The organism is Psychrobacter sp. SHUES1 (genome assembly GCF_001652315.1).
GTDB lineage: Bacteria > Pseudomonadota > Gammaproteobacteria > Pseudomonadales > Moraxellaceae > Psychrobacter > Psychrobacter faecalis.
In genome coordinates this window covers 59096-82027 of record NZ_LXWA01000075.1, presented here as the reverse complement: position 1 = coordinate 82027, position 22932 = coordinate 59096, and the positions used below count along the sequence as shown (strand labels likewise).

Annotated in this window: 21 protein-coding genes and 2 tRNA genes; 17 read left to right on the top strand and 6 right to left on the bottom strand. The window is 43.0% G+C overall.

Features of this window, described 5'->3' with window-relative positions:
- The first annotated feature begins 20 nt into the window (after positions 1 to 20).
- The 14 genes from tpiA to pnp all read left to right on the top strand — a co-directional run bounded on the left by tpiA (position 21) and on the right by pnp (position 13860).
- Complete coding sequence (tpiA, locus tag A7325_RS10385; protein ID WP_082894377.1) at positions 21 to 821, top strand: triose-phosphate isomerase; 801 nt, start codon at positions 21 to 23, stop codon at positions 819 to 821.
- A 266-nt stretch (positions 822 to 1087) separates the two neighbouring features.
- Entirely contained in the window at positions 1088 to 1396 is a 309-nt protein-coding gene (gene secG / locus A7325_RS10380; RefSeq protein ID WP_025652589.1) for a preprotein translocase subunit SecG, read from the top strand.
- A gap of 197 nt (positions 1397 to 1593) precedes the next feature.
- Positions 1594 to 1678: transfer RNA gene (locus tag A7325_RS10375), tRNA-Leu, on the top strand.
- Positions 1679 to 1830: 152 nt separating this feature from the next.
- Positions 1831 to 1907 (top strand) — tRNA-Met (locus A7325_RS10370).
- Between the two features lie 565 nt (positions 1908 to 2472).
- Positions 2473 to 2973, top strand: coding sequence for a ribosome maturation factor RimP (gene rimP / locus A7325_RS10365; protein WP_068407904.1), 501 nt, complete (start codon positions 2473 to 2475; stop codon positions 2971 to 2973).
- A gap of 129 nt (positions 2974 to 3102) precedes the next feature.
- Positions 3103 to 4587 carry a transcription termination factor NusA gene (gene nusA, locus A7325_RS10360; RefSeq protein WP_068407903.1) on the top strand — a complete coding sequence of 495 codons (1485 nt, stop codon included), beginning with the start codon at positions 3103 to 3105 and terminating at the stop codon, positions 4585 to 4587.
- A 164-nt stretch (positions 4588 to 4751) separates the two neighbouring features.
- Positions 4752 to 7478: a translation initiation factor IF-2 gene (infB, locus tag A7325_RS10355; RefSeq protein WP_068407901.1), complete on the top strand. Its 2727-nt coding sequence runs from the start codon at positions 4752 to 4754 to the stop codon at positions 7476 to 7478.
- 154 nt (positions 7479 to 7632) lie between these two features.
- A complete protein-coding gene (locus A7325_RS10350) occupies positions 7633 to 8037 on the top strand; it encodes a ribosome-binding factor A (protein WP_068407899.1) in 405 nt (134 codons plus the stop codon).
- Between the two features lie 8 nt (positions 8038 to 8045).
- A complete protein-coding gene (gene truB / locus A7325_RS10345; RefSeq protein ID WP_068407896.1) occupies positions 8046 to 9107 on the top strand; it encodes a tRNA pseudouridine(55) synthase TruB in 1062 nt (353 codons plus the stop codon).
- Positions 9108 to 9459: 352 nt separating this feature from the next.
- A complete protein-coding gene (locus tag A7325_RS10340; protein WP_068407895.1) occupies positions 9460 to 9984 on the top strand; it encodes a type 1 glutamine amidotransferase domain-containing protein in 525 nt (174 codons plus the stop codon).
- Between the two features lie 144 nt (positions 9985 to 10128).
- Positions 10129 to 10290 (top strand): hypothetical protein, encoded by a 162-nt coding sequence (locus A7325_RS13785; RefSeq protein ID WP_156508534.1) that lies wholly within the window; start codon positions 10129 to 10131, stop codon positions 10288 to 10290.
- Between the two features lie 85 nt (positions 10291 to 10375).
- Entirely contained in the window at positions 10376 to 10555 is a 180-nt protein-coding gene (locus tag A7325_RS10335) for a hypothetical protein (RefSeq protein ID WP_068407894.1), read from the top strand.
- 298 nt (positions 10556 to 10853) lie between these two features.
- On the top strand, positions 10854 to 11120 hold the full coding sequence (gene rpsO, locus A7325_RS10330) for a 30S ribosomal protein S15 (RefSeq protein ID WP_068407892.1): 267 nt from the start codon (positions 10854 to 10856) through the stop codon (positions 11118 to 11120).
- Between the two features lie 637 nt (positions 11121 to 11757).
- On the top strand, positions 11758 to 13860 hold the full coding sequence (pnp, locus tag A7325_RS10325; RefSeq protein WP_068407889.1) for a polyribonucleotide nucleotidyltransferase: 2103 nt from the start codon (positions 11758 to 11760) through the stop codon (positions 13858 to 13860).
- 111 nt (positions 13861 to 13971) lie between these two features.
- Here pnp and A7325_RS10320 read toward each other — a convergent pair whose 3' ends face one another.
- The 4 genes from A7325_RS10320 to A7325_RS10305 form a co-directional block, all read right to left on the bottom strand.
- Positions 13972 to 14550, bottom strand: a complete 579-nt coding sequence (locus A7325_RS10320) for a hypothetical protein (RefSeq protein ID WP_068407886.1) — start codon at positions 14548 to 14550, stop codon at positions 13972 to 13974.
- 30 nt (positions 14551 to 14580) lie between these two features.
- Entirely contained in the window at positions 14581 to 15123 is a 543-nt protein-coding gene (locus tag A7325_RS10315; RefSeq protein WP_068407884.1) for a hypothetical protein, read from the bottom strand.
- A gap of 125 nt (positions 15124 to 15248) precedes the next feature.
- Positions 15249 to 15506: a YheV family putative metal-binding protein gene (locus A7325_RS10310; protein ID WP_068407882.1), complete on the bottom strand. Its 258-nt coding sequence runs from the start codon at positions 15504 to 15506 to the stop codon at positions 15249 to 15251.
- Positions 15507 to 17696 carry a M3 family metallopeptidase gene (locus A7325_RS10305; protein ID WP_068407881.1) on the bottom strand — a complete coding sequence of 730 codons (2190 nt, stop codon included), beginning with the start codon at positions 17694 to 17696 and terminating at the stop codon, positions 15507 to 15509.
- 463 nt (positions 17697 to 18159) lie between these two features.
- Here A7325_RS10305 and A7325_RS10300 point away from each other — a divergent pair, with 463 nt between their 5' ends.
- The 3 genes from A7325_RS10300 to A7325_RS10290 all read left to right on the top strand — a co-directional run bounded on the left by A7325_RS10300 (position 18160) and on the right by A7325_RS10290 (position 21309).
- Positions 18160 to 19272 carry a hypothetical protein gene (locus tag A7325_RS10300; protein ID WP_068407880.1) on the top strand — a complete coding sequence of 371 codons (1113 nt, stop codon included), beginning with the start codon at positions 18160 to 18162 and terminating at the stop codon, positions 19270 to 19272.
- Positions 19273 to 19474: 202 nt separating this feature from the next.
- Positions 19475 to 20233 (top strand): endonuclease/exonuclease/phosphatase family protein, encoded by a 759-nt coding sequence (locus A7325_RS10295; protein ID WP_068407879.1) that lies wholly within the window; start codon positions 19475 to 19477, stop codon positions 20231 to 20233.
- An 80-nt stretch (positions 20234 to 20313) separates the two neighbouring features.
- Positions 20314 to 21309, top strand: a complete 996-nt coding sequence (locus A7325_RS10290) for an NADP-dependent oxidoreductase (RefSeq protein ID WP_068407878.1) — start codon at positions 20314 to 20316, stop codon at positions 21307 to 21309.
- Positions 21310 to 21354: 45 nt separating this feature from the next.
- Here A7325_RS10290 and A7325_RS10285 read toward each other — a convergent pair whose 3' ends face one another.
- Positions 21355 to 21972 (bottom strand): alpha-ketoglutarate-dependent dioxygenase AlkB family protein, encoded by a 618-nt coding sequence (locus A7325_RS10285; protein WP_068407877.1) that lies wholly within the window; start codon positions 21970 to 21972, stop codon positions 21355 to 21357.
- A gap of 40 nt (positions 21973 to 22012) precedes the next feature.
- Positions 22013 to 22915 (bottom strand): alpha/beta fold hydrolase, encoded by a 903-nt coding sequence (locus tag A7325_RS10280; protein WP_068407876.1) that lies wholly within the window; start codon positions 22913 to 22915, stop codon positions 22013 to 22015.
- Positions 22916 to 22932 lie beyond the last annotated feature (17 nt).

The window sequence follows — 22932 nt, the reverse complement described above, 5'->3', positions numbered from 1 at the left end:
ATAAGATAAGGTATATAGGTATGCAAGCTTGGGTAATTGGAAATTGGAAGCAGAATCCAGCGACGAGCCATGACGTCAAGGCGCTACTAGATGACTTATTAATGGCTGTTAGCACAAAAGAGCAGCCTGATAACGCTGATTGTCAATTGATGATCGCCCCGAGCCTGATTCATTTGACGGCTGTCAGTGAGCGGCTAAAAGGTAGTTCAATACTGAGCGCCGCTCAAGATATAAGCGCCTATAGTGCCAGTACCGGCGCTTATACCGGTGATTGTTCAGCGCAGCAAATTGCTGATACTGGCGCAACATGGACGATACTGGGACACTCTGAGCGCCGTCAATACCATCAAGAATCTCATGATTGCTTATTGCAAAAAATGGCTCACGCCCTCACACAAAACTTAGGCGTGATATTTTGCATTGGCGAAACCCAAGCGCAGTATGATGCCAAAGAAACGCTGGCAGTCATTGATGCGCAATTAGCGGTGATTAAAGATTTACTTGCACAAAATCCTGAACTTGCTACAAACTTGTCAGAGCGTTTAATCATCGCTTATGAGCCAGTTTGGGCAATTGGTACGGGCAAAGTACCAACCGTCGCTGAAGTAAGTGCGACACATCAACATATTAAGCAAACCCTTGCGAGCTTCAATGGCGAATTAGACAACATAACGGTTTTATACGGTGGTAGCGTCAATGCTGACAATGCCGACAGTTTTGCTGCTGATAGCATGATTGATGGGGCATTGGTTGGCGGCGCATCGCTAAAAGCAGAAAGTTTTTTAGCGATTGCTAAGGCTTTTGGCGGCAATAAAGCGTAGTCGTATTCAGTAAAATTACAATTTAATCCATATTGAACAATAACTTTGCTCAAAAAATGTCTTTCGCAGTTGGCAAAAGTGGCTTTAACAGTGACCTTGCAATCGTGTACAATGCGCCTTATTTAGATGATTGCTTTATTTACACAACTGGTTTGGCGTTATTGGCCATATTAGAGGTCAATCGTTAAACGCCAGTTATTTACATTATTTAATCCTACGATTTATTTTACGTTATCAGTCGTCATTACGCGGCAAAAGAGGCCACCATGTTTACGTTTATATTAGCCCTGCACATTATCGTGGCGATTGCCATGATTGGCTTGATTTTGATACAGCATGGTAAAGGGGCAGACGCCGGAGCTTCTTTTGGTGCGGGCTCATCAGGTACCGTATTTGGCGCCGCCGGCACTGCAAACTTTTTGACGCGTGCCACTGCAGTATTAACGGTGATATTTTTTATCACCAGTATGACGCTTGCCGTACATGCACGTAAACAAGCAGAAGACCAGTTTCGTTTAGATGCGCCAGTATCAGCGCCGCAAACGCCACGCCCGCTGACACAAAATCCTCAGTAGTTATATTGGCGTTAGTATCTGTTTAATTGTTTTGACAGATATTTTTAGCAGTTATCTTTTAATTCAGGCAGTACTTGCTATTTTAAGATGTTAGATTTACAATGCTTCTCTGTTTTTAGTGGTCTTTAACTTTCGTTGCTTTCCTTATGCATCGGTTATAAAAGGTTAAAGCTCAAAAACAGAGTAGTAAGAAAAATGCGATTGTGGTGGAATTGGTAGACACGCCATCTTGAGGGGGTGGTGGCGCAAGCTGTGGGGGTTCAAGTCCCCCCAATCGCACCAAGCTTTATTTGTATGATGTTTTACTTGAACGTTGTTGTACTCAAACATTATAGAAAGCAGGGTTCATCGTCATTAATGCTTAATTTGATTATTATCTAAAATAAGTATTGACAGCCCTCTAAAACCTCTCTATAATATGCGTTCTAGATTGATGCGGGGTGGAGCAGTCTGGTAGCTCGTCGGGCTCATAACCCGAAGGTCGTTGGTTCAAATCCAGCCCCCGCTACCACTTTTTATACTGATGTTTTGTACACTAAATTTGTCAGTAACGATTAGCCCACCATTATGTTTGTGGGTTTTTTTGTATCTGATGGTCGGTGTTATCGCGATATCTATCCTACTTATGCTAAGCTCTATCTCTATAGAGTGCGATGCTATTCGTTACTAACCATCATCTGCCGCGACCGGCGCGATGCTTGGTAAGCATACTATCCTTTACTCCTCACGCTTTTATCGATAGTTCTGCTTTATAAATAATAAAGGCATTGTCTGGTTGAGCTTGATGTTTTTTATGCTCATCCCTATATAAAAGCACGAGTCATAAAACGCCTAGTATATAAGGCCAGGCATAATAGTTACGTTTTAAGAATAGAATGATAATTATTGCTGAAGTAATATTCTTGTCTATATAAGACAATGCTTAACAAAGCTTTGATTGATAAGACTCTGATTCATAAGATTTTGATTAATAAAGCGCTTTTAATAAATTTTGAACTTATAAAAGTTCGATGCATAAAATTAAAAACACTTAACTCGCTATGTTCGAGAAGTGAATAGGAAAAGATAAATAGATTATGAAGCTTTCGACAAAAGTTACAGAACTGACCAATATTATTGCTCCTGCAGTTGCTGCTTGTGATGTGGCGCTATGGGGTATTGAATTTGCGCCACAAGGTCGTCGCTCGTTGTTACGCATTTATATTGAGGCATTGCCAGAAGACCAAGCCCAAGATAAGCAAGTGACCATCGAGGACTGCGCCGCGGTAAATCATCAAGTGAGCGGTATTCTTGAAGTTCATGACCCGATTGCTGGTGAGTATATTTTAGAAGTATCGTCGCCAGGTTTTGATCGTGCCTTTTTCTCAGATGAGCAAATGCGTGATTATGTCGGTCAAACCGTTAGCTTGCGTTTGATCCAAGCGATTGGTGAAGGCGATAAAAAACGCCGCAAAGCAACTGGTACTTTAGACAGTATTGATGACACTTCTTTAAAACTGACCGCCACTGATGGTGAGCAGTTTGAGATTGCATTAAGCAATATTGACAAAGCCAACTTGATTTATGAAGATGCTTAGTTTAAAAACAGTAGCTTGATAAATGAATATTTTACTCTCCAAACAGCCTTTGGCTTATGGTGAAAATATAACGTCAACACATTAACGATAAAGTTTAAGTCAATTATAAAACGATAGGACAGGTATAGCATGAGTCGTGAAATCTTAACGGTAGTAGAAACTGTCAGTAATGAAAAGGGCTTAAATCCTGAAGACATCTTTGAAGCAATCGAAGATGCTTTGGTGGTATCCACGAAGAAAAAAGTCTATACCGATCAGCCAGAAGTAGCGGTACGGGTTGCTATTGACCGTGCGACGGGCGATTATGATACTTATCGTTATTGGACAGTGGTTGCAGATGAAGACCATGAGATGCCTGCGTGTCAGCTGGCGATTACCGATCTTGACCAAGACGAATGGTCAATTGGTGATATTAAAGAAGAGCAGATTGAATCGATTGAATTTGGTCGTATTGCAGCTACGCAAGCCAAGCAAGTTATCATTCAAAAAATCCGTGAAGCAGAGCGCAATTTAGTAGCCGACGCTTTTGAGCCACGTATTGGCGAGATGATGTATGGCGAAGTTAAAAAACAAACGCGCGATGGTTATATCATTGATTTAGGTGACAACGCTGAAGGCTATTTGTCACGTGATCAGATGCTACCTCGTGAACAATTGCGCCCAAAATCTCGTATCAATGCCATTTTGTACCATGTTAACCGCGAAAACCGCGGCGCCCAGTTATTGTTATCACGCACGCACCCTGAAATGCTCTCAGCATTGATGCAAAAAGAAGTGCCTGAAATTGCCGAACAAATTATTGAAATTCGCAATGTCGCGCGTTTGCCGGGTACGCGTGCTAAAATAGCGGTTAAAACCAACGATCATCGTATTGATCCCGTTGGCGCTTGTATTGGTATGCGTGGTACGCGTATCCAAGCGGTACAACAAGAGCTTGATGGCGAACGTATTGATGTGGTGGTGTGGTCAGATGACCCAGCCCAATTTATCATCAGTGCGCTAGAGCCAGCGGACGTCAGCAGTATTATTCTCGATGAAGACACGCAAACGGCGGATATTATCTTTAGCACCAATGATCAATTGGCGCGGGCGATTGGCTCACAAGGTCAAAACGTACGTTTAGCCTCTGAGTTAACCGGCTATAAGCTCAATATGATGTTAGAGGAAGAATATCAGCAACGTCAAGAAAACGAAAGCAAGGCCTTTATTGAGTTATTTTATGAGCGCTTAGAGGTCGATAAAGATCTTGCCCAAGCGCTGGTTGATATTGGTTTTACCAGTATTGAAGAAGTCGCTTATGTACCAGTCGAAACCTTTTATGATATCGAAGGCCTAGACGACGAAGCGATTGACATGATTCAAGAGCGTGCCAAAGAAGTGGTCATTGCCGATGAATTGGTCAAACAACAGAACATGAAAGAGCCAAGTCAAGAACTACAAGATCTTGAAGGAATGACAGTCAGTTGGGCTTATAAAATGGCACAAAAAGACATCATTACTGTCGATGACTTGGCAGAACAAGCCGTCTTCGATCTAGAAGATATCGAAGGTTTAGATAGTGAAACCGCAGGAAAACTCATCATGAAAGCTCGGGAATCTTGGTTCAATGAATAAGCGGTAACTGCATATCGCTGTCTTTTAGTGATATGCTATCGATAATAAGGGCTGGTATGACGTAACCCAATCAAATGCGTTACAAATACTAGCCTTAACCCAATCATTTGTAGCCAACAACTGAATTGAACATATAGCAAATAATAGACAGTAGGTGATAATAAATGGCAGATAAGACCGTCAAAGAACTGGCAGATATGGTAGGCAAAACCGCAAGTGCTGTACAACAGCAACTGGTAGATGCTGGACTGCCTGCTCGCGCAGAGGATGACCTAGTCACCGAGCTTGAGCAAGAGAAGTTGGTGACGTATTTAAAGCAAAGTCATGGCCAGCAAGAAAAGCGACGTATTAGCCTGAAATCTAAGACGACCAGCACCGCACGCGTGACCGGCTCTTCAGGTAAATCTAAGAGCGTTAATGTAGAAGTGCGCAAAAAGAAAGTATTCGAGAAGCCTGATCCAGAAAAGATGGCGGAAGAATTGGCAGCGCGCGAACAAGCCATGATTGAAGCACAAGAGCGTGCAACTAAAGAAGCAGAAGAGCGTGCCGCTACTAAGAAAAAAGCGGAAGAACGTCAAGCGGCTACGTTGGCAGCGATGCGTGCAAGCTTGGGTTCGAGCAAAAAGTCAGACGATAAGAATGACGATATCTCAACCTCAGTAGTGGTGAAAAAAGGCGGTAAAGCGGCGGTAGAAGTTAAACCGAAAGAGCAGCCGAAGAAAAAAGTTGCCGCGACGAAACCAAAAGTTGAAACGGCAGCAGAGCGTAAAGCTCGCGAAGCTCGTGAAGTCGAGGAAGCGCGTCTGCGTGAAATCGAAGCAGAGACCCGCCGTGCGCAAGCCGAAGAAGCGCAAAAGCGTACCCTTGAGCAAATGCGTAAAATGGCCGGTAAATATACCGATCAGCCGGCTACTGAAGTGCGTAAAGATGAGCCGTTAGCCGAAGGTTTGGTCGGCGATGCTTTAGAAGAATCGTTTGAAAAAGAACGTCGCGAAATCAAACGCGGTACCAGTAGCACCAGTGCTCGCGGTCGTGGTCGCCGTAAGAATCAAGACGAGCGTGAAATCAAAAACCGTAAAAACGGTTTACGCTCAACGCAAGCCTCACAGCATAAGTTTGAAAAACCAGTCGATAAAATCGTTTACGATGTTGAAATCAGTGAACACATTACGGTTTCTGATTTAGCACAGCGTATGGCGGTTAAAGCTCGCGAAGTGACCAAATTGCTCATGAAAATGGGTGAAATCGCACGCGAGTCCGACACTATTGATCAAGCAACAGCTAGTCTGATTGTTGAAGAAATGGGTCACAACCCAGTACCGGTTAGTGATACCAAAGTTGAAGACGATCTACAAGATGCGGTAGATGAGCGTAGCAGTAACGTGCAAACGCGTCCACCAGTTGTGACTATCATGGGTCACGTTGACCACGGTAAAACCTCATTACTTGATAAAATCCGCACAACGAAAGTTGCTACCGGTGAAGCTGGCGGTATTACTCAGCATATCGGTGCTTACCATGTGAAGACCGATCGCGGTGTTATCACTTTCCTTGATACCCCAGGTCACGCCGCCTTTAGTGCGATGCGTTCGCGCGGTGCACAGGCGACGGATATCGTTGTCATCGTTGTCGCTGCCGATGATGGTATGATGCCACAAACCGAAGAAGCGATTGATCATGCGCGCGCTGCTGGTACGCCTATCATCGTTGCTATCAACAAAATGGATAAGCCAAGCGCCGATCCTGATCGCGTACTTAATGAACTCACTGCTAAAGAAGTGGTTTCAGAAGAATGGGGCGGTGATACCCCAATGGCGCGTATCTCAGCCAAAACGGGTGACGGTATTGATGAGCTACTAGAGCTTATCAGTCTACAAGCTGAGCTAATGGAGCTAGAAGCACCGCTAGATGGTGCTGCCCAAGGCGTTGTTATTGAATCACGACTTGAAAAAGGTCGCGGGCCAGTTGTCAGTGTCCTAGTTAAAAAAGGTACCTTAAAACAGGGCGACTTAGTACTAGCAGGTGAGCATTACGGTAAGGTTCGTGCCATGACCGATGAAAATGGTCAACGAATCAAATCTGCTGGTCCGTCTATCCCTGTAGAGATATTAGGTTTACCTGAAACACCCGCTGCTGGTAGCGAGTTCTTAGTCTTAACCGACGAGAAAAAAGCCCGTGAAGTGGCAGATTTTAGAACCAACCGTGAGCGCGAGCGCCAGCTTGAACGTCAGAACGCCATGCGTCTAGAGAGCATGTTTGATCAGATGGAACAAGGCGATGTGTCATTCTTAAATATCGTCTTAAAAACTGACGTGCGTGGTTCGCTTGAAGCGTTACTTGCGGCTTTAAATGAGTTATCGACGGATGAAGTTAAAGTTCGAGTGATTAGCTCAGGCGTTGGTCCAATTTCTGAATCTGATGTGACATTGGCTGAATCGAGCGAAGCGGTATTATTAGGCTTTAACGTCCGTGCAGACGCAACCGCACGCCGTAAAGCGGACGCTGCTAAAATGGATATCCGCTATTACAGCGTTATCTATGGCTTGATTGATGATGTCAAAGCGGCAATGAGTGGTATGCTAGCGCCAGAACATCGTGAGAAAATCTTGGGTGTTGCTGAGGTTCGCGAAGTATTCCGTTCTAGTAAGTTTGGTGCTGCTGCCGGTTGTATGGTGGTTGAAGGAACGATTTATCGCAACAAACCTATCCGCGTCTTGCGTGATGACCAAGTTATCTTTACGGGTCAATTGCAATCATTACGTCGTTATAAAGAAGACGTTAATGAAGTACGTACCGGTATGGAGTGTGGTCTAGCGGTTCGTGGTTACGACGTCGAAGCGGGCGATAAAATCGAAGTCTTTGAAATCCAAGAATTCGCTCGTACTATCTAAAGCAGTCGTTTGACAATTCTTAATATTCAGCTGTACTTAGGCCTAACAGGTACACCCTGCTAGGCCTTTTTTAGCAAATGCTAGTCCTAAAATTTGTTACTAAGCAAACCTACTCATCAATAAAAAATAAGCTACATTAAAGTAAGGTAATAACATGAATCAACGTTTACAACGCTTGGCTGATCAGATTCAGCGTGAGCTTGCGGTCCTTATCCGTGATGAAGTCAATGACCCGCGTTTGACGGGCTTTGTCACTATCTCTAGCGTTAAAGTCAGCCCAGACTTGGGTTACGCAGATATTTACGTCACCATCATGGAGCCTGAGCTTAACGATGCGATGACCAAATCTAGCCATGAAGACAGCATCAAGGTCCTCAATAAAGCGGCGGGTTTTTTGCGTACCGAATTAAGCCACAGTCTAAAAACGCGTACCACACCGCGTTTACGCTTTCATTATGATGAAGTGACGGCGCGTGGCAACTATATGATGGATCTTATCAATAAGGCTGTGACCAAAACTGAGCAAAACGAGTCTGATGAGCAAGAAATTAACGAGTAATAGCTATTATGTCGACCGCCTCTACTAACACCTCTACGCTAGCCGCTGCAAAAACGCTTAAAACGCCTGAGAAAATCAAAGTCTCGGGCGTAATATTAGTGGATAAGCCGCAAGGTATGACCTCGCAACAAGTAGTGTCAAAGGTGAAATACCTGTTTAAATCACCCAACCATGACAGTAAAAAAGCTGGTCATACAGGCACACTCGATCCGATGGCAACGGGTTTATTGCCCATTTGCTTAGGTGAGGCCACTAAGTTTAGTCACTATCAACTCGATGCCGATAAAACTTATCAAGCAACCATTCTTTTGGGTAGTCAAACCGATACGGGTGATGCCGACGGGCAGATTGTTGCTGAAGCACTTATTCCACAGTTTGATCATGCCATATTAGAAAACATTGCTCAGCAATTTTTAGGGCCACAGCAGCAAATTCCTCCGATGTATTCGGCGCTAAAAAAAGATGGCAAAAAATTGTATGAATATGCGCGAGCAGGTATTGAGATTGAGCGGCCCGCAAGAGATATTGTCATTAAAGCCATTGATTTAACCGCAATCGATGCGCAACAAATTCAGTTGACAGTGACTTGCTCGAAAGGTACATACGTACGAGTATTGGCAGAAGATATCGCTAAAACCCTTGGCACGCTAGGGCATCTCACCGCTTTACGGCGCCTAAAGGTTGGTAGTTTTAAGATTGATAATGCGATTGGTTTGGCCAATCTAGAAGCGTTGTCGCTTGAGAGTCGCCTAACCCACCTATTACCCGTTGATGCTTGTATCACCCTTGATACTGAGCTTACCTTAACCACAGAGCAGTGCGCCCGTGTTCATATGGGACAGCGCCTAAATGTCACCGAGCAGCTGACGGACGATATACGAAGCTATATTACAACGGCTATCGAACAACAGCATTATGAAAATGACGGTGACAAAGAAGATAGTGAAACCTTATTACCTCATGAAATGCCCGTAGATATTCGTCTTATAGATGAGCAAGGGCAGTTTATAGGTTTAGGAGCGGTAAGCCTAAACGGGCGCTTACAGCCCAAAAAGCTTATCCAGTTGTAGCGTTAATGCTTAAATAAGCGGTAGTAGCCATAACTGAAATTGGGTAAAACTTACTAAGAGTTTACACTAATCACATATCATCACATTTTATTGCAGGTTTCACCTATAGTGAAACCTGCTTTTTTTGTACCTTAGTTAAGTCAGCTACGGAAAGTGTGACAAGGATATAAAAAATATAAGGAAATAAAAATCATAAAAATGGGATTTTATTAAATATTAGAATTATAAAAAAGCAGTATAAATAAAAATAAAAAGACATTAACTAATATAAAAAGTATCTGAGATTAATAATAAAAAATGTATTTTAAAAATACTCATACCTAAAGTTGAAATCTAAAGTATAAGGATTATTATGAAAACCATTGCTTTCTTATTACATAATAACTTCGAACAAGCTGAATATGAAGAAGTTAACAACCAATTAAAAGATAAAGGTTATAAAACAGTCCTCATTACGACCAATAAAGACAAAGAAGTCCAAGGCATGCAGCAGGACGTCAATAAGGGTGATACCTTCACTGCAGATATATTTGCTAAAGACGCTAACGTTGCTGATTATGAGGCACTGGTTTTGCCAGGTGGCACGGTGAATGCCGATACCATACGCGGTAACGAAGAAGCGCACAGTATTATTAATGCTATTAACGATGCAGGTAAACCATTAGCGGTCATTTGCCACGCGCCTTGGGTATTAATCAATACAGGCATTGCTAAAGGTAAAACCTTAACAGCTTATCACTCGTTACAGACCGATTTAGAAAATGCGGGCGCAAATTTCGTCGATAAAAGCGTGCAAGTGGATGGTAATTTAATTACCTCACGTAATCCAGATGATATTAACGATTTTGTCGCTGCTATTGATAAAGCGCTATCTTAGATTAATAAGCCAATTAAATTTTATAGATTAACCTAAAAGAAGCAGCTACTATTTATTAACGCTTTATTTATATTGATTTTACGAAATTACCATAACTTTAAAATCATAACTACAGAATTCATAACTACAGAAAAGGAAATTATTATGTCAAATCCTAATCCGAACGATACCAAGCTTGAGCAACAACGTTCAGAATCAGCGACTGCTGCCCTAAAGGGCCAAACAGAAGATAATCATACGCAAGATACTGAAGCGGCTGCAGACCGTATTGCTGATAATTTAAAAAATGCTAAAGAAGAAAAATAGTTAACTCCGTAATTTATTGAATCTGCTGATTATTAATAAGATAGTTAGTAAAAATATACAAAAATAATGATAACTGGGAGTATTTATGACTGACTCAAAAGGCAACATGGACGCGCAAGAGAAAAAAATTAAACAACAAGCCGAAGATATCAATCCTAAAAAAGATAATATTCCAGCTAGTTTAGCGGAAGCAACGACGGCTCCTCTTGAAGATAATGAGCTTGGCGGTAATGCTACGCAGGACGACGTTAAGAAGGATAAATAGTTGCTGAAACGTTAGTCTTATAAATTTAGACCTTAATCAATTTTTCTCTGCAAAAATTGTAAAACTACTATAAAAACTGCTGCTAGTTCAGCAGTTTTTTGTTATAATCGCTGTCACGTTTAATTTTCGCTTTATTCTTAACTAAACGTTCTAATTGATAAGTTTGTCGTACACTAGGTCAACTCTAGTAATGCAGGGTTGTCCTGAATGACGGTTAAACTTTTTATTTTTATTCTATTGTGCCTAGATGCTTTAAATTGAAAGTATCTTAGTACATTTAGCATTGCCGGAGAGATTTATGCTAACCAATTCTGATCGTGAACAAATCATTGCTCAATACCAACGTGGCGAAAACGACACTGGTTCTCCAGAAGTTCAAGTAGCACTATTGAGTGCTCGTATCAACGATTTACAGAACCATTTTAAAGAGCACAAAGCGGACCATCATAGCCGTCGTGGTCTTATCCGTATGGTTAACACGCGCCGTAAACTGCTTGACTACTTAAAAGGTAAAGACCTTGGTCGTTATACCACCCTTATTAGCCAATTAGGTCTACGTCGTTAATTTGGCGACAATAGTACGAGTGGTCGCTAATATAGAATATGCCAGAATGTGGCAAGATTTTAGATTTTTTGCTAAGCCACTTGGTATTTGCTTGCTAAGCTCGATAAAATAGATTTTCTCTAAAGACGGTGTGGAATAGTTTCACGCCGTTTTTTTATGCGTATTTATATGAGTTTGACTGTTAAAAAATTATGCCTTAGCGGCATACGTTTAATGTGACAAACTCCTATTTTAACCGACTTTTTTATACTGAAATGCTCATAACGGTAATGCGCAAACAGACAGTTTGGCATTTCATTGGTCAATGGCTATAAATCACTGTAAAATAATGCCTTATGAGTTTGAGAGTAGTATTCGCGCTCGATTAATTATTTATAAGGTTTATCGTGATGAGTATTATTTATCAAACAGTGGCTAGCAAAGCAGATTTTAGTCAGCAAATAACGTGAAATCGTTATTTAAATAAATGTATCAAATAAATAGGTAACAAAATTGCTCTAATCGACCCAGTTTCCAATTATGTTAACGTCAATTAGTAGCCAATCACGAGTAACCAGTTACCAAGAATTTTTAATGACAGATATCAGCTTTTTATGATGCTGATATCCCTTTCGTCAGTCAATATTAGGAAAATTATATGACAATGTTTAATACCATTAAGCGTGAATTCCAGTACGGCGACCAGCAGGTCGTTATTGAAACGGGTCGTATCGCGCGTCAAGCAAACTCTATTTTGGTTCACATGGGCGGCGTGACTGTCCTAGTAGCGGCAGTAGTAAAGTCGGATGCTAAAGAAGGGCAAAACTTCTTCCCATTGACCGTCAACTATCAAGAAAAAATGTATGCAGCCGGTAAAATCCCTGGTGCTTATGGTAAACGTGAAGGCCGCGCAAGCGAAAATGAAACCTTAACGTCGCGTTTGATTGACCGTCCTATTCGTCCGCTATTCCCTGAAGGCTACGTGAACGAAATTCAAATTACGGCGACGGTTGTCTCGTCTGATAAAACTCAGTCGGCAGATATCGCGGCACTCATCGGTGCTTCAGCAGCGCTGGCTATTTCTGATGCCCCATTCAATGGCCCGGTAGCAGCAGCGCGTGTTGGCTTTATCAATGGCGAATATGTTCTTAACCCAACGCTTGATCAGCTCAAAGACAGCGACCTTGACTTGGTGGTTGCGGGTACCAAATCTGCAGTATTGATGGTTGAATCAGAAGCGAAAGAATTGTCTGAAGACCAAATGCTAGGTGCGGTTTTATACGGTCATCAGCAGCAGCAAATCGTCATTGATAATATCGCGTCATTGGCAGAAGAGGTTGGTACCGCTAAGCAGCAATATACCGCGCCTGTTCGCGATCAAGCGTTAGAAACCAGCATGAAAGAGCAGTTTGGTGAGCAAGTGGCTGATGCTTATACTATTACCAATAAGCAAGAGCGCTACAGCAAACTTGACGAAATCAAACAAGCGATCATCGAAGCATTGGCAGGTGACGCCGAAGCAGAAACGTATAACGATACGGTATCTGAATTAAAAGAGATTTATGAAGAGTTAAAATACCGCACCGTTCGTGACAATATCTTGTCAGGTAAGCCGCGTATCGATGGCCGTGATCTTGAAACCGTTCGTGCGCTAGATGTACAAGTAGGCGTATTGCCATATACCCATGGTTCAGCACTATTTACCCGCGGTGAAACACAAGCATTGGTAACCACCACGCTTGGTAACACCCGTGATGTAAACATGATTGATTCATTGGCTGGTACGATTCGTGACCATTTCATGTTGCATTACAACTTCCCACATTTCTCAGTTGGTGAAACCGGCCGTGAAGGTGTGCCAAAACGTCGTGAAATCGGTCATGGTCGCCTAGCGCGCCGCGGCGTTGAAGCGATGTTGCCAGATAGCGAACGCTTCCCATATGTGATTCGTGTGGTATCTGAAATCACCGAATCAAATGGTTCATCTTCAATGGCTTCGGTTTGCGGCGCAAGCTTGGCATTGATGGACGCAGGCGTACCGCTAAAAGCACCAGTTGCGGGTATCGCGATGGGTCTGGTTAAAGAAGGCGAGCGCTTTGCGGTATTGTCTGACATCCTAGGTGATGAAGATCATCTTGGTGATATGGACTTTAAAGTAGCAGGCTCGAAAGACGGTATTACCGCGCTACAGATGGATATTAAAATCGAAGGCATTACCCCAGACATTATGGAGCAAGCCCTTAAGCAAGCCCACGCTGGTCGTATTCATATCCTAGAAGCGATGAATAAAGTACTGCCTGCAAGCCGTACGGAAATCAACGCTCATGCGCCTAACTATGCGGTTATCGAAATCAACCCAGAAAAAATCCGTGATGTGATTGGTAAAGGCGGCGCAACGATTCGTCAGCTAACCGAAGAAACTGGCGCGGTTATCGATATCGATGATGCTGGTACCATTCGTATCTTTGGTGAAAATAAAGCAGCAACCAAAGCGGCTATCGGCAAAATTGAAGCCATCACCGCGGAGGTAGAAGTCGGTAAAACTTATCAAGGTACGGTTGCGCGTATCGTTGACTTCGGTGCTTTCGTTAACGTCTTGCCAAACACCGATGGTCTCGTGCATATCTCGCAAATCGCCGATGAGCGCGTAGAAAACGTGTCTGACTACCTAAAAGAAGGTCAAACCGTCAGCGTATTGGTACAAGATGTTGATAACCGTGGCCGTATTAAGCTGACCATGAAAGGTATCGAGCAAAACTAATCTTCGTTTTTCGAATTAGTTAGATTTAAAAAAACCGCTTTGGTTGCTGATATTGGCAAACAAGGCGGTTTTTTTTATGCGCACAAAGAATAATGACAATGAGAAAATGATTTATATATTGATGTCTTTAGGAAGATGAATATCGATACGTAGCTTTGGTAAATCTTGTAGATGATGGGTGACAAGAGGCAAGATATTGCTAGACCAATCTAAAGCAATTGACGTTGTTATTTCACCGTTATCAGCAATATTATTTTGAGCAGAATTTTTTTGCGAATAATGAGCAATAAGCGGGCGCGCTAGCAATGCAATCCGGCGTATACCTTGATAACGTATTAAAGGTATTAGCTGCTGTTGTAAATCGACTAGAGCTGCGCTTAACCAGCTTGCCCTCGGTGAATGATAGGGATGATCCGATACGACAAGGTTGGCAATATAACTTGGTTGGCTACCGTTGCTACTGACGCCAAGCCCAGCTTGCTCACGTGCGCGCTTATGCATTAAACAGCTACCAACCATTAGGCTACCCTCGCGGCAGGCGCTAAAGTAACGTTGGTAATTGTCTGGATATAAGTTTTTGCTGCGCATAAGGATAGGATCTAGCAGGATACCGGCGTTATTCACCGGCAATATCAGCAGTTGGGCGCTGCTATTTAAAATAGGGGCGTGGGTAAGTTGTAGACTTGCCATTTATCTATTTGCCCCTCTGTGAAATGAATATTATTTTACACTGTTTTTCGCGCTTTCCGCAGCTTCTAATTGGGCAATTTGCTCCTCCAGCAGGGCGATTTGTTCTTCTTTCATCTCTGTCAACTGCTTATTCATTGCTAATTGCTCAGCGGCCAGCTTCTCTTGTTCGGCTAAGCGCTGACGCTCGTCTTCCAAGCGATCTATTTCTTCTTTTGCTAAACTATCATTTTCCGGCAAGGGCGCATTTAAAATAGCGTCGGGATTAGGGATTTGGCTGTTTGTAATTGCCGAGTCATCACTCTCTAAAGTTAGCTGGCTGTCATCTGATATATTGTCATTACTATCTAATGACGGGATATTTGCTTGCTCAGCACTATCTTGCTCAATAGAATCGGCAGTAGGTGGTGTGCTTTCGATCGGCGCCTTTTCAGTGTCTGGCGAATTGTTTTCCCAAACCAAATAACCAATCAATAAAGCCGCCACTATGATAATAAGCCACCATTTTTGACGCGATTTGGCAGACTTTTTCAGCGCTGACTTAGTCGATAAAGGACGTAGACGTTTTTTATTCATACGATGGTCGATTTCTGGCAAAAATATAAGTAGCCATACTATAACAAACTCAAAATAAAAAGCCCATCTATTGCTAGACAGGCTTTGTGCTATTAAAAATTAACGTTAACTATCAAATATGACTCTTATGGCTTGAATTTGACTGTACCACTGGTACCTGTCGACATGGCATCACGAGCAATCTGGTCCTCTAAATGGTTTTTAGCACTGATAGTATCAGGATCGGGGCGGTGCTCTGTATGTCCGCACTGCGTACATTCGATGTATTCATCAGGTTCGGGTACGACGATATTTACTTGCATCACAGCATCCATCGCCTGACATTTAGGACAGCGAACGCCTGCTAAAAACCGGCGCTTTGGCGTTGATGATTGATAGCGCATTTAGATGACCTCGCGCGTCGTTTGAACATTGGCTTTAGCAGTGGCGGCAGCATCATTTTTAGCAATGTCATTTTTAGCATTGTCAAAACCGCTATGCCGTAGTAAAGCATCGATGCTGGCGCTGCGACCGCGGAAGTTCTCAAAGTTGGTCTTAGCAGGAAAACTACCACCGACCGATAAAATAGTCTCGCGAAAGGCTTTGCCGGTAGTTGGGTTAAAGATACCTTCTTCTTCAAACTTACTAAACGCATCGGCAGACAATAGCTCCGCCCATTTATACGAGTAATAACCGGCGGCATACCCACCAGCAAAGATATGACTAAAGCCATTAGCAAAACGGTTGTAATCTGGCGTCTGCACAATCGCAATATCATCGCGCACGGCGTTTAACGTCGCCAAGATACCATCATAATCAAGTGCTGGCGTCTGCGCATGAATCAATAAATCAAAAAGTGCAAACTCGATTTGACGTAAGGTTTGCATGCCGCTTTGGAAGTTTTTGACCGCTAGTAGGGCGGCAAGTTTGTCTTTTGGCAAGGGTTCGCCGCTTTCAACATGGCTACTTATTAAAGCAATCCCTTCGGCATCCCACGCCCAGTTTTCCATAAATTGACTGGGCAATTCGACTGCATCCCACTCAACGCCATTGACACCAGCGACATCACCAACAGTTACTTGGGTTAATAAGTGATGTAAACCATGACCAAACTCGTGGAACAAGGTCAGTACTTCATCGTGAGTCAATAGGCTTGGTTTACCATCGAGGGCAGGGGTGAAGTTGCCGACCATAAAGCAAACCGGTAGCTGCTGATGGTTTTGCTCCGCATAGGTATAACGTGATTGAAAACCGCTCATCCACGCGCCGCCGCGTTTGCCGCTACGAGCAAATAAGTCAAAGTAAAAGCCACCAAGCAAGTGATCATCGGCGTCAAATAATTGATAAAAACGTACGTCATCGTGCCAGCGTGATACAGACTCACTGTGCTCTTGTACCTTGATACCGTATAAACGCTCGACGATCGTAAACAATCCGCTAATCACTTTCGGTAGTGGGAAATAAGGACGTATCTCCTCTTGCGATAAGCTAAATTCGCTCTGTTTTACTTTTTCGGCAATATAAGCGCTGTCCCACGGCTGTAGCTCAGTAATACCATAAGCCTGCGCATATTTTTGTAGCTGTGCTAAATCTTGCTTAGCAGCTGGAGTCGCTTGCGCCGCCAAATCCCGTAAAAAGGTTTCCACTTCCGTTACGCTATCTGCCATTTTGGTCGACAGTGACACTTCTGCATAATTATCAAAACCTAATAGCTTGGCTTTTTGCGCGCGTAATTGCAGAATTTGGCTCATGATATCGGCATTATTGAGCGACTCACCTTTGGCATTGGTATGCGCATCAAACTCAGAGGCGCGAGTAACATAAGCACGGTACAGCGTCTCACGCAGATTACGATCATCGGCATGGGTCATGACGGCAAGATAAACGGGGATGTTTAAGCTTGCAACATAATAAGGCGTCGGCAACGCATCAATTTGTGCTTGGGTGAGCTTATCGCTGGCAAGCTCGCGAGCTTTATATTGTTCGCCTGCGTCCGCTAATAGCGCCAAACCACTCTCAGTTAACCCTGCTAATTGGCTTTGCTCAAGCGGTAAGGCATACGCCTGAGTAGCATCCAAGATATGGTCTGAGAACGTCGCTGATAAAGTCGATAACTCACTTTGAATAGCAGCAAAGGTTTCTTGCTCAGCTTTGGGTAGCGCAACGCCTGATAGCTCAAAGCTACGCAGCGCAAGCTCAATTGCTCGCGCCCTTGCTGGGTCTAGTTCGGCAAAGAAAGCCTGATCATTGACGATCGTCTGATAGCGACTAAATAGCGGCTGATGCTGACCAACACGCGTGCCATAAGCAGACAGCTTGGGCAACAATTCATGATGGACATGACGAATCTCATCGCTACTCATCACGCTATTAAGATGCGACAAAATGCCCCAACTACGATCTAACGCCAGATTTATATGGTCAAAGCTCATCACCTCTGCCAACGCCTGCTCAGCGCTAAGCTTGCTATCTGCCGACATCTCATCTAAAAAACGGTTGGCAGCATCGATAGCACTGATGACCTGGCTTTGTAAGGCATCAGGTGTGGTACTGGAAAAATCAACAAGGTGTAGGTCTGGAGCAATAGAGTTCATAAAGAAAGGTATCCAATGTCTGTTAGTCAAGGTCTGTTAGTAATAAATAAATTATTATAATTTAGATAAAGTGCTATGAACGTTATTTAAAACGTAGTTTAAAACGTTATGTAAAGTAAAGGTTATCTAAAAGATGGGTATGACGCGGTTGAAATACAAGCCAGCGTTATAATTGGTTTTAGAGTGTTCATTTTATAAATGGGATTTTTATAAATGTCCAATTGGATAATAACCTAGCGCTAATTATCGATATGACTGATAGTTTGCTAAGTTTCACTTACAAAGCGTCATCATTTACTTGCAAATTAACCCTACAGGGAGTGAGGACAAGTTGTTAGCATCTTAGTAATACAAGGACTTAATATAATAAATTAAACACAAGGCAGTTATTAAAAATAATTTTCAAATTCTATGACAAACTTTGCGATACCAACCAATGATAATAAAATAAGGAGCAGTATTTATGAAAGCAACTCTTAAAAGTCTACGTGAGACCAAAGCCAATCCAGCGGTCAGTATTTTTGTCAAAACGCACCGTGAGCATCCTGACAATCAAAAAGATCCTATCGCCCTAAAAAATCAATTAAAAGTCGTCGAAGAGCGCCTAAACAACGAGTACGACAAAAGTACCGCCACCTCTATTTTAGAAAATATCCAGAATAAAACCAGTGACCTGAATCACAACTATAACTTAGATACCTTAGCCATATTTGCTAGCACTGACGATGCTCAAATCGTCCGTATGCCTATTGATACCAAAGAGCGCGTGATAATCTCTGATAGATTTGCAACACGTGATTTGGTGCGTGATATGGCTAGTGCTGTGCATTATTATACGGTGGTATTGACGCGTGATAAGGCGCGCTTGATTGAAGCGTCTAACGACCGTGTGGTCAAAGAGTTCGACCAAGATACCGATGCACAAAATAATATGGAAAACATTCCATTTCCTGTAGAAAATAATGGTTTATATACAACAGGTGATGCCGGCTCTGATCGCTCAGCGAACAACGAGAGTAGCTATCTAAAAGAATTTTTTAACCAAGTAGATAAGAGCGTCCAAGAGCTATGGGGCGAGAATAAAATGCCGTTAGTGATCGTTGGCGATGCCAAAAATATCGGTTACTATAAAGATGTTTGTGATCGTCCAGATAATATCATTGCTACCGTTTCAAATGCCACCAATTTAGAAGAAGGCAGCGCGCAGCATATCATTGATAGCGTACAAGAAGCGGTTGAAAATTATCGCTCGTCATTACATCAAGCCGCTATGGGTGAAATTGACAAAGCGCGCGGTGCCAATATGCTGCAAACAGATTTGCAAGAAGTTTACCGCAGCGCCTTCCAAGGTGTTGGCGAGACTTTATATGTCCGCCGCGGTTACATGCAACCGGCTATGATCGATGAAGCGGCGCAGACTCTAAGCATGGCTGATGATGCGACTGCCCAAGGCGTTACTGATGATGCCGTTGGTGAAATCATCGAACACGTCATTCATAATGGTGGCAAAGCCGTATTCATGCCGCAGGAGCTGATGGGTGCAGATCAGCCAATTGCTCTGGTAACACGCTACTAAGTGATGGCTGCTATTCGTTAATGAATTAGCCATCGTTACGACATAGGTATAATATGGGAGCATTGGTTCGATATGAATCAATGCTCTTTTTTATAATAACTTAGGTTTACGTTTATCTGATGACTGGTGTCATTTGATAAGTTTCTAATAAAGCGCTGTTCACCCTTACGCTATCCATACTGAGTTTATAACTGATAAATTTATGACTAATACCACCTCTTTTGTTTTAACTAGCTACAACATTCATAAAGGCATGTCGCCGATGAATCGCCAAGTGAAGATACAGGGTATCGCCCAAGCGCTTGATATCATTGGCTCAGATATCCTTTGCCTGCAAGAAGTGCAGGGTCAAAACCTCAAGCGTAATATGCAATATAACGAATATCCCGACCAATCACAGCACGAATGGTTTGGTGAATATTTGCAACTGCAAAACAGCTATGGCAAAAACTCAGAGTATGAAAACGGTCATCATGGTAATGCGGTGTTGAGTCGTTTTCCGCTAGATCCTAAACATAACGTCAATATTACGGTGAATAAACTTGAGCAGCGCGGTGTCCTGCATTGTGAAGTGCAGCCGCTAGGGTGGGAGATGCCGGTTGTGGTATTATGCGCCCATTTAAACCTCTTTGAGCGCGACCGCATCAAGCAGTACGAAGCCATCTCCAATTATGTGCGTAATGAGATTGCGCCTAATCAGCCGCTGATTTTGGCGGGCGATTTTAACGACTGGAAAAAAATGTCTTGTGACAGGCTCGCTTCAAGCTTGGGGATGACCGAAGCTTTTAAACACTGTCATGGCAAATTGCTACCAACCTTTCCAGCAAAATTGCCTGTGCTCAGTCTAGACCGTATCTATGTGCGCAATCTAAGGGTAAAAGACGCGTGGGTACATACCGGTAAGCCTTGGTCAACACTATCGGATCATTTGCCGCTAAGTGCAGAATTAGCATTGTTATGAATTGCTGTTATCAGTTAATGGATAACAAGTAAGAAACTAACCAAAAAAGAGAAATTAGAATAATACAAGGATGAAAAATCATGTCTGATAAACACCTACCAACGACGCAGCACGCCGTACAGATACGCGAGTTTGGCGAACCTGAAGTCATGACATATCAAGACGGCGTGGCTATGCCTGCATTAAAGGATAACCAAGTATTAATACAAGTCGCTTATGCCGGTATCAACCCCGTCGATTATAAAACCCGTCAAGGTAAAGGCTGGGGCGCCGATGCGATTCAAAAAAATAACTTTGATAAAGGCGAGCCCGCTATTTTAGGCTTTGATGTTGCAGGGATAGTGGTCAAAAGTAATAGCGATAAATTTATGATTGGAGATGACGTCGCGGCCCTTAGTTTTGATGGCAGCTGCTACGCTGAATACGTGGCGATCGATGCTGATTTACTGGCAAAAGTACCTGAGTCTGTGACATTAGAGCAAGCAGGGGCATTGCCTTGTATCGGGCAAACGGCGCTACAGTTTGTAGAATTTGCCAACATAAAAAACGCTGAGCATGTGGTGATAAACGCGCCAGCGGGCGGCGTTGGACATTTAGCGATTCAGTTTTTGCTGAAAAAGGTAGCGTCAGATAATATCAAAGTCACGCTTATTTGCTCACCAGAAAAATACGCCAAACTTGATAAATTGATAGATAAAAGCAAGTTGGAAGGTTGGATAGATTATACCAAAGACCAAGATTTTCCTGACTTACAAGCCGATGTACTGATGGACTTGGTCGGTGACGATGCCGGCGTGCGCGCTTTGAGCACACTCAAATCTGGAGGTCGCGTTAAAGTGTTACCGACCATTTGGGTTGATAAACTAAAAGCTGCCGGTAGTAATAAAAACTTGAGCGTCGATGGTTATGCGGTAAAGCCAAATGGCGAAGATATGGCAAAGGTTTTACAAGATGTCGCTGACGGCACGCTAATTTTACAAATTCAGCAAACTTATCCATTATCTGAAGTGGTCGCTGCTCACCGCGAGCTAGAAAAAGGCGATACCTTTGGCAAGATTGTGCTCAAAGCAAGCTAAGGCAGAGTTATTTAAGTTAAGCGAGGTTATTTAAGTTAAGCGAGTTTAATCTAATATCATTTGCCTAAAGGTTAAGCTAATACGTCCTTCTAAAACCGTTTTTGTTTTAGTAACAGTATGCTTCCAACATTTTTGCGTCTCACCATGCATGACGATAAGCTGACCGGACTCAAGATAAAGCTCGACTTTATCTTGAGTTCTTTTATGCTTTAAGACAAACTTGCGCGTCGCTCCGAGTGACAAAGAAGCAATAACTGGCTGATTGCCTAGTTCTTTTTCATCGTCGGCATGATACCCCATACCATCGTCGCCGGACGGATAGTAATTTAGCAGGCAAGAATTAAAGTGGGTATTGATACCGATTTTTAATAGTTGCCGCTCGATATGATGTTTCACATGAAACACTGAGTCTGTCCACTCAATGGCTTGCCGCCTGTGCCCCGAGTATTGATAACTGGCAGCACTGTCGCCCATCCATACTATTTGGCGAGTGGTGACATGCGTCTTACCAAATAAAGTGACGATATCAGACTGCCAAGGTAGCGTCGTTAATAGGGCATAGTATAAGGCACTGGGATAATCGATAACGATACCTAAGTCATTAACTTTGCCATCATAAGGCAATAAATTATCGGTTGGCGCAGGGACAAAAAGGTCGCTCATTGCTTATATCCCATATATCCTACATTCCATATCGCTCGGCTTATTTATTGCTTTCATAATGCTCATTAATAATTTGCGCACACAGTTCAGGTGCTTCCATTGGCAAAAGATGACCGTAATCGGGCAAAGAGATAATGCTATCGGCGGGAACAAATCCTTGCCATTGTTTACGTACTTTATCATTGATAAACAAAGTCGGTTTGCCGGTGATTAAGGTATAAGGACAGCTGAGTTTTTTTAATGCCGCATCGATATGGGGCGCACCAAAATAGTTGGCAAGCTCTTGCTCGGGGGCAAACATCAAGCTATAGCTGCCATTGTTATTGGCCGTCAAACTTTGTTCAGCAAATACTTTTAAGTGCTCATCACTGATACGTTTATAAGCCCGTTGCGCGCGCAAATGCTCATAATAGTCATCGATACTTGCCCACGTCGATTGCTTGGTTAGGGTGCTTTTAAAAGGTTCACGGCTTAGCAATATCTTGCGCGGTAGTAAGTTATAAAGCATTGCTTGTTTTTTAGTAAAGGTGACAGGCTCGATAAGATATAACTGCGAGAATAAATCGGGGCGTTTTGCTGCTGCTATAGCGGTCGCTGTTGCGCCTTGCGAATGCCCAATACCAACGATAGGCGCGTTTTGGGTTTTCTCTAAAAACTCAATCAGTATATCGGCATCTTGCTCACGGGTCAGACGCAGCGCTTGCGGCTTGTCATACCAATAACCACGTAGCGCCAGCGCCGATAAATCAAAATCCGTTGCGAGCTTATTTAATAATGGTGCATAAGTACCAACAGTAAAGCTGTTACCACCATAAAAATGAGCAGGCGGGCGTTTATGGTGGTTCGGTTTGTCTGCTTGATTTGCAGTTTGGTTCAACTGCTCTAAATCATAATAGCGCGCTTGCTTGCCACTGATATTAATACGTTTGGTAAAAGTTTCCATAAAAACTTCACTTCCTT

Excerpts from the sequence above, each read along its gene's own strand:
- tpiA (WP_082894377.1), top strand. The coding sequence starts at position 21 with ATGCAAGCTTGGGTAATTGGAAATTGGAAGCAGAATCCAGCGACGAGC.
- secG (WP_025652589.1), top strand. The coding sequence starts at position 1,088 with ATGTTTACGTTTATATTAGCCCTGCACATTATCGTGGCGATTGCCATG.
- rimP (WP_068407904.1), top strand. The coding sequence starts at position 2,473 with ATGAAGCTTTCGACAAAAGTTACAGAACTGACCAATATTATTGCTCCT.
- nusA (WP_068407903.1), top strand. The coding sequence starts at position 3,103 with ATGAGTCGTGAAATCTTAACGGTAGTAGAAACTGTCAGTAATGAAAAG.
- infB (WP_068407901.1), top strand. The coding sequence starts at position 4,752 with ATGGCAGATAAGACCGTCAAAGAACTGGCAGATATGGTAGGCAAAACC.
- A7325_RS10350 (WP_068407899.1), top strand. The coding sequence starts at position 7,633 with ATGAATCAACGTTTACAACGCTTGGCTGATCAGATTCAGCGTGAGCTT.
- truB (WP_068407896.1), top strand. The coding sequence starts at position 8,046 with ATGTCGACCGCCTCTACTAACACCTCTACGCTAGCCGCTGCAAAAACG.
- A7325_RS10340 (WP_068407895.1), top strand. The coding sequence starts at position 9,460 with ATGAAAACCATTGCTTTCTTATTACATAATAACTTCGAACAAGCTGAA.
- A7325_RS13785 (WP_156508534.1), top strand. The coding sequence starts at position 10,129 with ATGTCAAATCCTAATCCGAACGATACCAAGCTTGAGCAACAACGTTCA.
- A7325_RS10335 (WP_068407894.1), top strand. The coding sequence starts at position 10,376 with ATGACTGACTCAAAAGGCAACATGGACGCGCAAGAGAAAAAAATTAAA.
- rpsO (WP_068407892.1), top strand. The coding sequence starts at position 10,854 with ATGCTAACCAATTCTGATCGTGAACAAATCATTGCTCAATACCAACGT.
- pnp (WP_068407889.1), top strand. The coding sequence starts at position 11,758 with ATGACAATGTTTAATACCATTAAGCGTGAATTCCAGTACGGCGACCAG.
- A7325_RS10320 (WP_068407886.1), bottom strand. The coding sequence starts at position 14,550 with ATGGCAAGTCTACAACTTACCCACGCCCCTATTTTAAATAGCAGCGCC.
- A7325_RS10315 (WP_068407884.1), bottom strand. The coding sequence starts at position 15,123 with ATGAATAAAAAACGTCTACGTCCTTTATCGACTAAGTCAGCGCTGAAA.
- A7325_RS10310 (WP_068407882.1), bottom strand. The coding sequence starts at position 15,506 with ATGCGCTATCAATCATCAACGCCAAAGCGCCGGTTTTTAGCAGGCGTT.
- A7325_RS10305 (WP_068407881.1), bottom strand. The coding sequence starts at position 17,696 with ATGAACTCTATTGCTCCAGACCTACACCTTGTTGATTTTTCCAGTACC.
- A7325_RS10300 (WP_068407880.1), top strand. The coding sequence starts at position 18,160 with ATGAAAGCAACTCTTAAAAGTCTACGTGAGACCAAAGCCAATCCAGCG.
- A7325_RS10295 (WP_068407879.1), top strand. The coding sequence starts at position 19,475 with ATGACTAATACCACCTCTTTTGTTTTAACTAGCTACAACATTCATAAA.
- A7325_RS10290 (WP_068407878.1), top strand. The coding sequence starts at position 20,314 with ATGTCTGATAAACACCTACCAACGACGCAGCACGCCGTACAGATACGC.
- A7325_RS10285 (WP_068407877.1), bottom strand. The coding sequence starts at position 21,972 with ATGAGCGACCTTTTTGTCCCTGCGCCAACCGATAATTTATTGCCTTAT.
- A7325_RS10280 (WP_068407876.1), bottom strand. The coding sequence starts at position 22,915 with ATGGAAACTTTTACCAAACGTATTAATATCAGTGGCAAGCAAGCGCGC.